The 13470-nt window shown below is 73.2% G+C and carries 13 protein-coding genes, 1 tRNA gene and 1 pseudogene; 6 read left to right on the forward strand and 9 right to left on the reverse strand.

Annotation, left to right across the window (positions count from 1 at the left end; all coding sequences use genetic code 11):
• Nucleotides 1-109: 109 nt before the first annotated feature.
• Nucleotides 110-595 carry a shikimate kinase gene (locus QUE47_RS14450; protein ID WP_286217854.1) on the reverse strand — a complete coding sequence of 162 codons (486 nt, stop codon included), beginning with the start codon at nt 593-595 and terminating at the stop codon, nt 110-112.
• A 135-nt stretch (nt 596-730) separates the two neighbouring features.
• Nucleotides 731-1945, reverse strand: coding sequence for a chorismate synthase (gene aroC, locus QUE47_RS14455; RefSeq protein WP_286217855.1), 1215 nt, complete (start codon nt 1943-1945; stop codon nt 731-733).
• A 132-nt stretch (nt 1946-2077) separates the two neighbouring features.
• Between aroC and QUE47_RS14460 the strand changes: the two genes are divergently transcribed.
• Both QUE47_RS14460 and QUE47_RS14465 read left to right on the forward strand, forming a co-directional pair.
• Nucleotides 2078-2653: a prepilin peptidase gene (locus QUE47_RS14460; RefSeq protein ID WP_286217856.1), complete on the forward strand. Its 576-nt coding sequence runs from the start codon at nt 2078-2080 to the stop codon at nt 2651-2653.
• Nucleotides 2654-2700: 47 nt separating this feature from the next.
• Nucleotides 2701-3585: a PAC2 family protein gene (locus QUE47_RS14465; protein WP_286217857.1), complete on the forward strand. Its 885-nt coding sequence runs from the start codon at nt 2701-2703 to the stop codon at nt 3583-3585.
• 4 nt (nt 3586-3589) lie between these two features.
• On the opposite strand, the gene mshC is transcribed toward QUE47_RS14465, so the two are convergent.
• Both mshC and QUE47_RS14475 read right to left on the reverse strand, forming a co-directional pair.
• The gene (mshC, locus tag QUE47_RS14470; RefSeq protein ID WP_286217858.1) at nt 3590-4864 is read right to left on the reverse strand and encodes a cysteine--1-D-myo-inosityl 2-amino-2-deoxy-alpha-D-glucopyranoside ligase; all 1275 of its coding nucleotides are present in this window, start codon (nt 4862-4864) and stop codon (nt 3590-3592) included.
• 19 nt (nt 4865-4883) lie between these two features.
• Complete coding sequence (locus tag QUE47_RS14475) at nt 4884-5738, reverse strand: undecaprenyl-diphosphate phosphatase (protein WP_286217859.1); 855 nt, start codon at nt 5736-5738, stop codon at nt 4884-4886.
• Between the two features lie 74 nt (nt 5739-5812).
• Here QUE47_RS14475 and QUE47_RS14480 point away from each other — a divergent pair, with 74 nt between their 5' ends.
• Entirely contained in the window at nt 5813-6799 is a 987-nt protein-coding gene (locus QUE47_RS14480; RefSeq protein WP_286217860.1) for an aldo/keto reductase, read from the forward strand.
• 10 nt (nt 6800-6809) lie between these two features.
• On the opposite strand, the gene QUE47_RS14485 is transcribed toward QUE47_RS14480, so the two are convergent.
• A complete protein-coding gene (locus tag QUE47_RS14485; protein ID WP_350227586.1) occupies nt 6810-7214 on the reverse strand; it encodes a primosomal protein in 405 nt (134 codons plus the stop codon).
• 76 nt (nt 7215-7290) lie between these two features.
• Here QUE47_RS14485 and QUE47_RS14490 point away from each other — a divergent pair, with 76 nt between their 5' ends.
• Together QUE47_RS14490 and QUE47_RS14495 are read left to right on the forward strand one after the other, a co-directional pair.
• Nucleotides 7291-7515: a DUF5703 family protein gene (locus tag QUE47_RS14490; RefSeq protein WP_286217861.1), complete on the forward strand. Its 225-nt coding sequence runs from the start codon at nt 7291-7293 to the stop codon at nt 7513-7515.
• Between the two features lie 3 nt (nt 7516-7518).
• Nucleotides 7519-8364: a fructosamine kinase family protein gene (locus QUE47_RS14495; RefSeq protein ID WP_286217862.1), complete on the forward strand. Its 846-nt coding sequence runs from the start codon at nt 7519-7521 to the stop codon at nt 8362-8364.
• Nucleotides 8365-8395: 31 nt separating this feature from the next.
• On the opposite strand, the pseudogene QUE47_RS14500 reads toward QUE47_RS14495, so the two are convergent.
• The 4 genes and pseudogenes from QUE47_RS14500 to QUE47_RS14515 form a co-directional block, all read right to left on the reverse strand.
• Nucleotides 8396-9747, reverse strand: a pseudogene (locus QUE47_RS14500) (M20/M25/M40 family metallo-hydrolase).
• Nucleotides 9748-9778: 31 nt separating this feature from the next.
• The gene (locus tag QUE47_RS14505; RefSeq protein WP_286217863.1) at nt 9779-10363 is read right to left on the reverse strand and encodes a GNAT family N-acetyltransferase; all 585 of its coding nucleotides are present in this window, start codon (nt 10361-10363) and stop codon (nt 9779-9781) included.
• Nucleotides 10364-10504: 141 nt separating this feature from the next.
• Nucleotides 10505-11617, reverse strand: coding sequence for an alanine dehydrogenase (gene ald / locus QUE47_RS14510; RefSeq protein WP_286217864.1), 1113 nt, complete (start codon nt 11615-11617; stop codon nt 10505-10507).
• A gap of 133 nt (nt 11618-11750) precedes the next feature.
• Complete coding sequence (locus QUE47_RS14515) at nt 11751-13061, reverse strand: AI-2E family transporter (protein WP_286217865.1); 1311 nt, start codon at nt 13059-13061, stop codon at nt 11751-11753.
• A gap of 267 nt (nt 13062-13328) precedes the next feature.
• On the opposite strand from QUE47_RS14515, the gene QUE47_RS14520 reads away from it, so the two are divergent.
• A tRNA-Leu gene (locus QUE47_RS14520) sits at nt 13329-13413 on the forward strand.
• Nucleotides 13414-13470 lie beyond the last annotated feature (57 nt).

The following is a 13470-nucleotide window of genomic DNA, read 5'->3' on the forward strand; positions in this document are numbered from 1 at the left end:
TCGCCCTCGACACGGACGGTGCTGGGCCGACCCGACCCGTGGGGATCGGTGGGCTCGGTGGGCTCGGTGGGTTCGGTCGTCGCCGGGGCGCTCACTAGGGGGTCCTCCGTCACGGTGCGGTCGGGGTCGATGGGTCGATGCCGTCGGCGATCGTCGCCGCCACCTGGGCAGGGCTCAGCCCGTCGGTGAGGACGGTCCGCGTGGCCACCGTCGTGTACACGGGACGCCTGGCCTCCATGAGCGCCTGCCACTTCGCCCGCGGGTTCCCGAGCAGCAGCGGCCGCGACCGGTTGAAGCCGACCCGCGGCGCGGCGTGCGCGAGCGAGACGTCCAGGAACACGACCTCGCCGCCCTCCCGCGCGTAGGCGGCCAGAGCCTCCTGGGAGTGGACGTCGAGCACCGCTCCCCCGCCGAGCGACAGGACGCCGTCGTGGAGCGCCAGCGCCGACGTTACGGCCTCCCGCTCGAGCGCCCGGAACGCGGGCTCGCCGTCGTCGAAGAAGATCTCGCTGACGGGCTTGCCGGCCGTCTCCTCGACGTCGGTGTCCGTGTCCCGGTGGACCAGGTCCCAGCGCTGCGAGAGCAGCCGCGCCACCGTCGACTTGCCCGACCCGGGGGCCCGACGAGCACCACCACGGGTCCGTGCCCCGACCTCGCCCTGCGGGGCGGTCGGGCGTCGCCGTCCCCGTCGACCGCAGGCACGGTGTCTCGCGTCGCGTCGCTCGTCATCTCAGCGCTGCAGCTCGGGGATCGCGGCGAGGTAGGTCTCGGCGTTGCGGCGGACCTCGTCGACGCTGTCGCCGCCGAACTTCTCGATCGCGGCCTGCGCCAGCACGAGAGCCACCATCGCCTCGGCGACCACGGCTGCGGGCGGCACCGCGCACACGTCGGAGCGCTGGTGCTGGGCGGTGGCCTCGTCCTCGGAGGCCGTGTCGATGGTCCGCAGCGCACGGGGCACCGTCGAGATCGGCTTCATCGCCGCGCGCACGCGGAGCGTCTCACCGTTCGTCATGCCGCCCTCGAGGCCGCCGGCCCGGTTGGACAGCCGCTTGATCGTGCCGTCCTCGCGCACCATCTCGTCGTGGGCCTGCGAACCCCGGCGGCGTGCCGTGCGGAACCCGTCACCGACCTCGACGCCCTTGATCGCCTGGATGCCCATGAGGATCCCGGCGAGCCTCGAGTCCAGCCGCCGGTCGGCGTGCACGTAGGAGCCGAGCCCGGTCGGGACGCCGTAGGCGAGGACCTCGACGACGCCGCCGAGCGTGTCGCCGGCCTTCTTGCAGTCGTCGATCTCCGCGACCATCGCGGCCGCGGTCGCCTCGTCGTGGCAGCGCACCGGGTTCGCGTCGAGCGCTGCCACGTCGTCGGGCGTCGGCAGCGCGGCGTCCTCGGGGACCTCGACGGGGCCGATCGCCGTCACGTGCGAGACGAGCCGGACGCCGAGGGCCTGCTCGAGGAACTTCGCGGCGGCGGTGCCGAGTGCGACCCGTGTCGCGGTCTCCCGCGCGGACGCGCGCTCCAGGACGGGGCGCGCGTCGTCGAACCCGTACTTGCGCATGCCCACCAGGTCGGCGTGACCGGGCCGGGGACGCGTCAGGGGGCGGTTGCGGGCGATCTCGCGCGCGTCGCCGGTCCCGGCGTCGATCTGCAGCGCCTCGTCGGGCACCGGGTCGGACGACATGACGTCGACCCACTTGGGCCACTCGGTGTTGCCGATCTCGATCGCCAGCGGGCCACCCTGGGTGACCCCGTGGCGCAGACCGCCCAGCACACGCACCGCGTCCTGCTCGAACTTCATGCGTGCGCCGCGGCCGTAGCCGAGCCGGCGCCGCGCGAGCGCGTCCTGGACGTCCTTGATCACGATCTCGACGCCGGCGGGGAGCCCTTCGAGGATCCCGACCAACGCCTCACCGTGCGACTCACCTGAGGTCAACCACCGAAGCATGGGACCGATCTTCCCACGCCGGTGACGTGGGCCGGGTCCCCGACCGCACCGCGGGACGAGCCCGCGGCAAGGCCGTCGGGGACCTGTGGACGACGGCGGCCGCTGCGGCACCGGCGCCGCTACGGTCGGCCCGTGGTCATCGCGGACGTCGTCGACGAGGTACGCCCCTTCGCGCTCCAGGCATCGGTGCTCGGCTCGGTGTCCGGGGTCGTCGGCGCGGCCTGGGCGCTCGCGCACGAGGTCCCCTGGGTGGCCCCGGCGTTCGCGGTCGTGGCCGCGGCGGGCGCCGTGCTGTCCGTGATCGACGCACGCACGCACCGGCTCCCGGACCCGATCACGATCCCCTCGACCGTGGTCGTCATCGCGCTGCTGGTCGCCGCCTCGCTCCTCGACGGAGACCCGGCCGCCGCGGTGCGCGCCGTCGCGGGCTCGGCCGCGGCGTTCGTCTTCTACCTGGCCCTGGCTCTCGTGTCGCCCGACGGCCTCGGGTTCGGCGACGTGAAGCTGTCGGCGCTCCTCGGTGCACCGCTGGCGTGGCTCGGCTGGGGACCTCTCCTCGGGGGCACGGTCCTCGCTTTCGTGCTCGGCGGCCTCGTCGCGCTCGGCCTGGTGCTCGCGCGCCGCGCCACGCGGACGACGCGCATCCCGTTCGGCCCGTACATGGTCGTCGGCGCGGTCCTCGCCGTCGCCGCCGCGGGCACGCCGTGATCCGGACCGAGCACCGTGGGACCGTCACCGACGCCTAGTCTGGTCCGATGAGCGAGAAGTGGGACGACCGGACCCGTGGGGCGCACGAGCGCGACGGCGACGACGAGCGCCTGCGCACCGTGCTCGTCGCAGCGTTCGAGGGCTGGAACGACGCCGGGTCCGCCGCGACCGGCGCGGTCCAGCACCTCCACGATGCGTGGGACGCCGTCGACGTCGCCGAGATCGACCCCGAGGACTACCACGACTTCCAGGTCAACCGACCGGTCGTGTCCACCGCGGACGACGGCCGGCGGACCATCGAGTGGCCGACGACGACGGTCGCCACGGCCCGCACCCCGGTGACCGGACGACGCGTGGTGCTCGTGCAGGGCATCGAGCCCAGCACGCGGTGGCGGTCCTTCTGCCGGGAGCTTCTCGACCTGGCGGAGCGGTACGAGGTGCAGACCGTCGTGACCCTCGGCTCGCTGCTCGCCGACGTGCCGCACACCCGTCCGATCCCGCTGACCGCGACCTCGGAGGACGAGGTCCTGCGGGCCTCGCTCGACGTCGCACCCAGCGGTTACGAGGGTCCCACCGGGATCGTCGGGGTCCTCCAGCACGCCGCGGGCGAGCGAGGTCTGCGGTCGGTCTCGCTCTGGGCCGCGGTGCCGCACTACGTGGCCCACCCGCCGTCGCCGAAGGCGACGCTCGCGATCCTGACCCGGCTCGAGGAGCTGCTCGGCGAGCCGGTGCCCCTCGGGGAGCTCCCCGAGGACGCCGAGGCGTGGCAGCGCGGCGTCGACGAGCTCGCGCAGGAGGACGCCGAGGTCGCGGAGTACGTGCAGCAGCTGGAGGAGGCCAAGGACACGGCCGACCTCCCGGAGGCGACGGGCGAGGCGATCGCCCAGGAGTTCGAGCGCTACCTCAAGCGCCGGGGCGGTCCCGAGAAGTAGCCGGTCAGAGCCGCACGCCGAGCAGCGCGTTCACCGCGCGGGCGATCACGCCCGGCGCGCCGACCTCGTCGGCGCTCGTGTCGCGGCCCTCGCGCAGCGACTCGTCGGCCCACGCGTCGACCGCGGCCAGCGCCGTCGGAGCGTCGAGGTCGTCGGCCAGCGCGGCGCGGACGGCCGCCAGGGTCGCGTCCGGGCTCGGGCCGCCGTTCCCCGACACCGCGGCGAGCCAGCGGTCGTGCCTGGCGACGCCGGCGGCGAGGACGTCGTCGGTCCACTCCCACTCGGAGCGGTAGTGCTGTCCCAGGACGGCGAGGCGGATCGCCATGGGCGCCACGCCGTCGGCCCGGAGCCGCGAGACCAGGACGAGGTTCCCGCGGGACTTGCTCATCTTGTGGCCGTCGTAGGAGATGAGGCCGGCGTGGACGTGGGTGCGTGCGCCGTGCCCGTCGTCCATGACGCGGGCGTGGGAGGTCGACATCTCGTGGTGCGGGAACAGCAGGTCGGCGCCGCCGCCCTGCACGTCGAACGGCAGGCCGAGAGCGTCGCGGGCGATGACGGCGCACTCGACGTGCCACCCCGGACGCCCGGAGCCGAGCACGTCGTGCTCCCAGAAGGGCTCGCCGTCGCGCTCACGCCGCCACAGGAGCGGGTCGAGCGGTGCGCGCTTGCCCGGACGCTCGGGGTCTCCCCCGCGCTCCGCGAACAGCTCCGCCATCTCCTCGGATCCCATCCGTGCGACGTCGCCGAAGTGCGCGTCCGCCGAGAGGTCCGCGTACACGTCCCCGAGCCCTGGGGCGGACCCTCCGGCCCCGTCCTCGAGAGGGACTCGGTAGGCCGCACCCGACTCCAGGAGGCGCGCGACGGCGTCCTGCACCCCCGGCACGGTCTCGACGACGCTCTCGAACACGTCGGGCGGGACGACGCCGAGGGCCGTCATGTCCTCCGCGAAGAGCGCCACCTGGTCTGCGGCGAGGTCACGCCAGTCGACCCCGGTCTGCGCCGCGCGCTCCAGCAGCGGGTCGTCGACGTCGGTGACGTTGGAGGCCATGACGACCTCGTGGCCGGCGTCGAGCCACGCCCGGTACAGCAGGTCGAAGGCGATGTACGTGGCCGCGTGGCCGAGGTGCGTCGCGTCGTAGGGCGTGATGCCGCAGACGTACATGGTGGCGCGGTGGCCCTGCGCGGCGACCACCGGCTCGCCGGTGGTGCTGTCGTGGACGCGGACGACGTCGCCTCGACCGGGCAGCGCGGGGATCTGAGGGGCAGGCCAGGTGAGCACGCGCCCAGCGTATCGGCCGTCAGGCGGTCAGCACGCCCGTCAGGAGCATGACGGACACCACTGCCGCGAGGCCGAGCCGGTACCAGACGAACGGCATGTAGCTGTAGGTCGAGACGATCTTCAGGAAGACGATGATGACGAGGTAGCCGACCACGAACGCGATGAGCGTGGCGATCACCGTGGCCAGCGCCCCCGGGGACCCGGGCTCCGGGCCCTCGGCGACCGACTTCGCGAGCTGGTAGAAGCCCGAACCGAGGACGGCGGGGATCGCGAGCAGGAACGAGTACCGCGCCGCGGCCTCGCGCGTGAACCCCATGAGGAGCCCCATGGTGATGGTCCCGCCGGAGCGGGAGACCCCGGGGATCAGCGCCAGCGCCTGCGCGAGCCCGAACCCGATCGCGCTGCGGGGCGTCAGCGACTCGAGGGGACGCACCCGGCGCCCGATCTTGTCGGCGATCCCGAGGAGCACGCCGAACAGCGCGAGCATCGCGACCGTGATCCAGAGGTTGCGCAGGTTCGTCTCGATCGCGTCCTGGAACAGGAGACCGAGGAGCACGATCGGGACCGAGCCGAGCGCGATGAACCACGCCATGCGCGCGTGCGGGTCGTGCGCGCCCATCCTCGAGCGCCAGTCGTCCCCGTCCCGGCCGCGCAGCGCCTGCCACCACGCGACGCAGATGTCCCGGATGTCGCGGCGGAAGTAGAGCAGGACGGCGGTCTCGGTGCCGATCTGGGTGATGGCCGTGAACGCCGCCCCCGGGTCCACGTCGCCGATGAGCTGCCCGACGATGCTCAGGTGGGCGCTGGAGGAGATCGGCAGGAACTCGGTGAGTCCCTGCACGAGCCCGAGGAGGACTGCTTCCCAAGAGGTCACGGACCGTCACGATACACACAGGACCCGCCGAGACCGCGCGGCGCGGCCGGTGCTACCTCGGTACTCTGCGCAGCATGGATGAGCGGCGGCTGGGGGCGACCGGCCTGCACGTGTCGGAGATCGGTCTCGGGACCATGACCTGGGGCGACAGGACCGACGAGGACGCCGCGCGCGAACTCCTGCGCGACTTCCTCGACGCGGGCGGGACGCTCGTCGACTCCGCGGCGTCGTACGGCTCGACGGACGCCGAGTCGATCCTCGGGTCGCTGCTGGCGACCGACGTCCCGCGCGCGGACCTGGTGCTGTGCGTCCAGTCGGGGCTGCGGCGCGCGGGGTCGGTCGCGGGCACGGGGAGCGCGGTCGTCCCCGACGCGTCCCGACGCCACCTGCTGGACGGCCTGGACGCCTCCTTGCGCCGGCTCGGCACCGATCACGTCGACCTGTTCCTCGTCCAGGCACCGGACCCCCGCACCCCGCTCGCGGAGACGGCGTCGGCTCTCGAGACCGCGATCTCGAGCGGTCGCGCGCGGTACGTCGGGGTCGGCGACCACCCCGCGTGGCGGACGGCGGCCCTCGCCACCCGCCTCGCGGCCGGCGGCTCGTGCGGTCTCGCCGCCGCCGGGCTCGAGTACTCGCTCCTCGAGCGCGGGCTCGAGGCGGAGGTCGCGCCTGCCGCGACCGAGCTCGGCGTCGGCCTGCTCGCGTGGTCGCCGCTCGGGCGGGGCGTGCTGACGGGCAAGTACCGCAAGGGCACCCCCGCCGACTCGCGGGCGGCGAGCGACCGGTGGGCGCCCTACGTCGAGCAATACCTGGACGCCGGCGCGGGCGCCGTGGTCTCCGCCGTCTCGACGGCCGCCGACGGTCTCGGCCGGTCGCCGCTCGAGGTCGCGCTGGCCTGGACGCTCGCGCGCGGGGTGTCGTCCGCCGTCGTCGGACCGCGGACCCCCGCGCACCTTCGGGCGGCGACCGCTGCCGCCGACCTCGAGCTCCCGCGCGAGGTGATGGCGGCGCTGGACGACGTCAGCGCGCCGGGCCGCACCTACCCTGCGTGGCGAGGCTGACCCTGCGGGTTCAGCGGCGAGCCGTCTCCTCGATGTGGTCGTCGTCGTCGATGTGGTCGTCGATGTCCGACGGGTTCAGGTCCCGGTCGTCGTCCGAGTCGTCGTCGTCCGCCTCGTCATCGTCATCGTCATCGTCATCGTCGTCGTCGTCGCTGTCCTCGCCGTCGTCGTCGACGACGAGCGGGGTGGCCTCGCCGTGCACGTCACCGAGCGCCTCGTCATAGGCGTCGAAGGCGTCGGCGAGCACGTAGTACGTGTCGTCGACGCGAGGGTCGTCGTCACCGCGGCGGGTGACGACGGCGTCGTAGTGGGCTTCGAGCGCGACGATGAAGCGGTCGAGCGCGGCACGCGGATCAGCGGTCATACCCAGACGGTATCGCCGCCAGGTGCACAATGGCACCCAGAAATGGCGCACCCCGTCTCCGGGGCGCACCCAGAGGTGCTCAGAACCGCTCCTGCACGCTCCCGACCCGCATCGTGAGAGGACCCGGATGACTCGCACAGCCCCCTACCGCTCCGCCTGGTCGACGCACGGCCACTACGAGTACCGCGTCCTGACGTTCGACCGCGACACCCCGTCCGGGGACGCGCACCGCGCGCTCACCGAGGAGGCCGAGTACGGCCGGTGGGAGCTCGCGCGGACCCGCCTGTACCTCGGCGGTCAGCGGCGCGTGTGGTTGCGCCGCAAGATCATCCGCGCGCGCAGCACGCTCTGACCTGTGCCTGACGACGTGTCTGGCGGCGTGTCAGCGGGTGCGGCGGACGGCGCGGCGGACGACCCCGGTCGGGGCGCCACCGGGACCTTCCGCAAGTCTCGAGCGGACGCTCCCCGAGGGTTCTTCGCGACCGAGGCGGCGGGGCTGCGCTGGCTCGCCGAGGGCGACGGCACGCGTGTCGTCGCCGTGGTCGACGTGGCCGAGGACCGTCTCGACCTCGAACGGGTCGAGAGCACGCCGCCCACCGCCGCCGCGGCCGCACGGTTCGGCGCCTCGCTCGCCGCGCTGCACCGCTCGGGCGCCCGAGCCCACGGAGTAGCGCCGCCCGGGATCGACCAGGCCTGGTTCGGGCCGCTGGACGACCCCCTGCCCATGCCCGTCGGCGGGTGGTCGGACTGGCCGACGTTCTACGCCGAGGCGCGACTGCGGCCGATCGCCCAGCAGGGGGTCGACCGGGACGCTCTGCATCCCGAGGACGCCGACGCGCTCCACCGGCTCGCCGACCGCCTGCCGGCGGTGGCGGGCCGCGCCGCTGCCGACGAGCCCCCGTCGCGGCTGCACGGAGACCTGTGGTCGGGCAACGTGATGTGGGACGACCGGGATGCCGTCCTCATCGACCCCGCCGCGCACGGCGGTCACCGCGAGTCGGACCTGGCGATGCTCGCGCTGTTCGGCGCTCCGCACCTCGACACGATCCTGCGCGCCTACGACGAGGCGGACCCGCTCGCGCGAGGGTGGGAACGTCGTCGGACGCTGCACCAGGTCTACCCCGTGGCCGTCCACGCGGTGCTGTTCGGCGGCGGCTACCGCGCACAGCTGCGCAGGTCGATCGACGCCCTGCTCGCCTGAACGGGCGCAGCATCGCCGGCCACGGCGGATCTCAGCAGGTGCGCATCAGCCGGTCGAGCACGCGACACCCGAACAGGAGCGCGTCCGTCGGCACCCGCTCGTCGACGCCGTGGAACATCCCGGAGAAGTCGAGCTCCGGCGGGAGGCGTAGCGGCGCGAAGCCGTACCCCGTGATGCCGAGCCGCGCGAGCGACTTGTTGTCGGTGCCGCCCGAGAGCGTGTAGGGCAGCACGGTGGCGCCCGGGTCCTCCGACTGCACGGCGTCGACCATGGCGTCGACCAGGTCCCCCGAGAACGGGACCTCGAGCGAGATGTCCTGGTGGATCGGCTCGATACGCACGTGCTCGCCGGCGAGCTCGCGGAGCGTCGCCATCCCCTCGTCCTCGAGGCCCGGCAGCAGCCGCACGTCGACCGCCGCGGACGCCGTCCCGGGGATCACGTTCGCCTTGTAGCCGGCGTCGAGCTGCGTCGGGTTCGACGTGTGCCGCACGGTCGCCCCGACGAACTTCTGCGCCGGACCGAGGGCCGCGACGAGCGCGTCGATCGCCTCGGGGTCCTCGGCGTCGAACCGCAGCCCCGTGAGGTCCGCGACCCCGCGCAGCAGCGCGTCGACGGTCGGCGTAAGCACGTACGGCCACCGGTGCGCCCCGATCCGCGCGATCGCCTCGGCGAGGTGGGTGACCGCGTTGTCGTGGTTGACCTGAGAGCCGTGCCCCGCGCGGCCGTCGGCGATCAGACGCAGCCACGCGAGTCCCTTCTCGGCGGTCTGCAGCAGGTAGGTGCGCTTGCCGTCGACCTCGACCGAGAACCCGCCGACCTCGCTGACCGCCTCGGTCGCGCCCTCGAACAGGTGGGGTTCGTGGTCGACCAGGTAGCGGGCACCGAACGCGCCGCCCGCCTCCTCGTCCGCGAAGAACGCGACGATCACGTCGCGGGCCGGCCGGCGGCCTTCCCGGACCATCTGGCGCACGACCGCGAGGATCATCGCGTCCATGTCCTTCATGTCGACGGCGCCGCGACCCCAGAGCATCCCGTCACGCTCCTCGCCGGCGAACGGGTCGACGGTCCAGTCCTCCGCCTGCGCGGGGACGACGTCGAGGTGTCCGTGGAGCACCAGCGCGGGCCGCGTCGGGTCCTGCCCCGGCAGCCGGACGACGACGCTCGCCCGGCCGGGGGCGGACTCGAAGAGCTCGGGGTCGAGCCCGATCTCCTGGAGCGACGCCATCACGTACTCGGCGGCCTCGCGCTCCCCGGGCCTGAGCCGTCGCCGAAGTTCGACGTGTCGATCCGCAGCAGGTCCTGGCAGATCTGCACGACCTCCGACTCGGCGGTGATCGTCGCGGTCGTCCCGGCGCGGGAGGGTGCAGGGGTGGGAGACGTCATGGAGGTCACGCTACCTGCGCCCGCAACAGGGTCAGCGCCCCAGGACGCCCGACGTCGCCGCCTCCGCGGGCCAGACCTCGACCGGCTCGCGCGGGTCACCGGCGAGGATCGTCCCGAACCAGCCGTCCGCGCGGGTCCCGCCGGGCACGGCCAGCTGCTTGCGGATGGTTCCCTCGACGCGCAGCCCCAGCGACCAGGCGACGCGCCGCGATGCCCAGTTGCCCACCTCGGCCTGCCACGTCACGCGCGCGAGCCCCAGCCCCTCCGGGTCGAGGGCCCAGTCGACGACGAGCCGGGCGGCGTCGCGCATCAGCCCACGCCCGCGCGCGTCGGGAGCGCACCAGTAGCCGATCTCGCCCGACAGCTCGCGGGTGGCCGACCGGTCGACGTGGATCCCGACCATGGCCAGCACGCGCCCTGCCCCGCCGTCCGGGCTGTCGGGGCTGTCGGAAAGGTCACTGTCGCCCGGGCCGCCGGGCGCGCGCACCGCCCACGTGTAGCCGGTGTCGTCGCGCCACCCGGCGGCCACGATCTTCTCGACGAACCACTCCCCTCGTGCCGCCCGTACGGGCGCGGGACGGTCGTCCAGCGGACGATGTCGGGATCGTTGCAGCACTCGACGATGCGGTCGACGTCCGCCGCCGTCGGCACGCTCAGCACCACACGGTCGCCGGTGATCGGGAACGGTTCCATGACAGGGATCGTCACAGGTCGGAGTGACCGCGACAAGATGATTGCCGCGGTCCGGGCGTGGCGGTCAGAGGCGCAGCGCGTCGTCCACCGACGTGGCGAGCAGCCCGTGGGCGTCGGCGACCGCGGGGCTCGTGAGCGCGCCCTTGTGCGTGGCGAGCCCGGCCCGGATCCCCTGGTCGCTGAACGCGAGCGATCCGTGGTCGGCGAGCCGCGACAGGTACGGCAGCGTCGCGCTGGTCAGGGCGTGGGTGCTCGTCACCGGGACGGCCCCCGGCATGTTGGAGACGCAGTAGAAGAGCGAGCCCTCGACCTCGAAGACCGGGTCGTCGTGGGTCGTCGGACGGGACGCCTCGAAGCACCCGCCCTGGTCGACGGCGATGTCGACGAGCACCGAACCGTGACGCATGCGGCTCACGAGGTCGGTGCTCACGAGCTTCGGCGCGCGGGCGCCCGCGATGAGCACGGCACCGATCACGAGGTCGGCGTCCAGGACCTCCTGCTCGATCGCATACGCGTTGGAGGCCACGGTCCGCACGCGGCCGCCGAAGTGCTGGTCGATGTCGCGCAGCGCGTCCAGGCTGAGATCGAGCACCGTCACGTCCGCCCGCAGGCCGACGGCGATCTCGGCGGCGTGACGACCCGCGGTGCCGCCGCCGAGGACGACGACCTTGCCCGGCTGGGTCCCGGGGACGCCACCCAGCAGGACGCCGCGCCCGCCCGCGCTCTTGAGCAGGTGCTCGGCGCCCACCTGGGTCGCGAGCCGGCCGGCGACCTCACTCATCGGTGCCAGGAGCGGCAGCGAGCCGTTGCGGGCACGCACCGTCTCGTACGCGACCGCCGTGGTGCCGGAGTCGAGCAGCGCCTTGGTCCCGGCCTCGTCGGCCGCCAGGTGCAGGTAGGTGAACAGGATCTGGTCGTCGCGCAGATGGCCGTACTCGCTGGCGACCGGTTCTTTCACCTTGCAGACCAGATCCGCAGCGCCCCACACCTCGGTGGCCTCGGGCACGATCGTCGCGCCGACCGCGGCATAGTCCTCGTCCGTGATGGCGGAGCCGAGGCCCGCGCCGGCCTGGACCACGACCTCGTGACCGCCCTCGACGAGATGGTGGGCGCCTGCCGGGGTGATGGCGACGCGGTACTCGTGGTTCTTGACCTCAGTGGGTACACCGATCCTCATGGAGCCAGTGTGTCTCCTCGGACGGCGCAGGTCGCGGTGAGCGCGCCGGACGACGGCGACCGGTCACCGATCCGGCCCGCGACCCGAACGCCTACCGGTACCACCGGCCGTACGGCCGAGCTGCACGGCCGAGCTACACGGCCGGAGCGGCAGGCGACGAGCCGTCCTCAGGACGCGCTGCGCCGTCCGACGCCGACGACAGTTCGGAGCTCGTCTCAGGGCCAGTTCCAGGGCCCGTACCAGGACCCGTACCGGGGCCGGCACCATCGCCCGCTCCCAGGGTTCCCGGCTCGTCGTCCTCCTCCCCACGGTCTCCCGCGCCGCGCAGGACGCGGAAGACTGCCCACGCCACGGCCAGCAGCGGGACCGCGACGACGGCACCGAGGATCCCGCCGAGAATCGTCCCCGTGGTGACCGCGAGCCCGACGACGAGCGGGTGGAGCGAGACCTGCTTGCCCATGATGAGCGGTTGCAGCACGTGGCCCTCGAGCTGGCCGATCGCGGCGATCCCCACACCCACCACGGCGGCGATGACCAGGCCGTCGGCGGCGAGGGCGACCACCATGGCGACGATCATCGCGAGCGGTGCGCCGATGAGCGGGATGAACGCACCGATGAAGATGAGGACGGCGAGCGGCGCGGCCAGCGGGACACCCAGGATCGCGAGGAAGATCCCGGCGAGGATCCCGTCCGCCAGTGCGACCAGCACGGTGCCCCGGGCGTAGCCCGAGAACGTGTACCAGCCGACCTCACCCGTCGCCTGCCAGGTGCCGCGGTCCTTGCCGGGGAGCTGCTCGAGGAACCACGACCACATGCGGGCGCCCGAGGCCAGGAAGAAGACGGTGCAGAAGATCGCCAGCGCGACGGCCGCGAACCCCTCGACGATCGAGCCGGCGCTGGCCGCGGCCTGGCTCGCGATGTCGCCGCCGTGCTCCGCCACCCACTGCTGACCGTTCTGGATCCAGTCCTGGAGCTGGCCGGACGTCACGTTGACCGGGAGCGGGCCGTTCTCCAGGTAGTCGAGGATCTTGTCGATGCCGGCCCCGAACTCCTTGCTCAGCTCCGACCACTGACCGGCCACCGAGCTCACGACGTACGTGAGGAGACCGAAGAACAGCGCGAACCCGGCGAGCATCGAGAGGGCTGTCGCGATCCCCCGGTGCATCACCCGAGCGAAGAGCTCGGTCAGCGGCCGGGTGACCGCGGTCATGACGAGGGCCAGGAACACGGCGGTGAACACGAGCTGGATGCGCGCCATCCCGAGGAACACCAGGACGATCGCCGCACCCACGATCAGCAACCGCCAGGCCCAGCCCGCAGACCGGCGCAGCCACACCGGCGGCAGCGCCTCGACGTCGGACGCCGTCCCTCCGCCGTCCTGCCCCTCGCGTCGCGCGGTGGTCCCCGCGACGCGGCGCGGCGTCCCGGAGTCGCTCCTCGCCATGGGTCCCCCTCCTGCTCGTCGGTCGTGCCCGTCGTGCTGTGTTCTCGGCGATTCTCGCCCGAGCTCACGCTCATGCTGTGCGCCCTCGGCCAGCTCGCTCACGGGCGCCGGCGCGTCCTCATCATGCTCGTCGATCTGCTCGTCGCCCTGCTCGTCGCCCTGCTCTGTGATCCCAGTCTCTCCCCCGCAGGCGATGCACGCCTCACCCGAAACCCGTGCTAGATTTCTACCCGCACCGCGAGGCCGAGAGGTTCTTGTGGGTCACCTGTCCGGGTGGCGGAATGGCAGACGCGCTAGCTTGAGGTGCTAGTGCCCTTTAACGGGCGTGGGGGTTCAAGTCCCCCTCCGGACACTCGTTCGAGACAGCGAACACGAAGGCCCCGACGGAAACGTCGGGGCCTTCGTGTTG

Origin of the sequence: Paraoerskovia sediminicola (assembly GCF_030296575.1) — a bacterium.
In the GTDB taxonomy this organism is placed as follows: Bacteria; Actinomycetota; Actinomycetes; order Actinomycetales; family Cellulomonadaceae; genus Paraoerskovia; species Paraoerskovia sediminicola.

Excerpts from the sequence above, each read along its gene's own strand:
- ald (WP_286217864.1), bottom strand. The coding sequence starts at position 11,617 with ATGAGGATCGGTGTACCCACTGAGGTCAAGAACCACGAGTACCGCGTC.
- QUE47_RS14480 (WP_286217860.1), top strand. The coding sequence starts at position 5,813 with ATGGATGAGCGGCGGCTGGGGGCGACCGGCCTGCACGTGTCGGAGATC.
- QUE47_RS14490 (WP_286217861.1), top strand. The coding sequence starts at position 7,291 with ATGACTCGCACAGCCCCCTACCGCTCCGCCTGGTCGACGCACGGCCAC.
- QUE47_RS14465 (WP_286217857.1), top strand. The coding sequence starts at position 2,701 with ATGAGCGAGAAGTGGGACGACCGGACCCGTGGGGCGCACGAGCGCGAC.
- QUE47_RS14515 (WP_286217865.1), bottom strand. The coding sequence starts at position 13,061 with ATGGCGAGGAGCGACTCCGGGACGCCGCGCCGCGTCGCGGGGACCACC.
- aroC (WP_286217855.1), bottom strand. The coding sequence starts at position 1,945 with ATGCTTCGGTGGTTGACCTCAGGTGAGTCGCACGGTGAGGCGTTGGTC.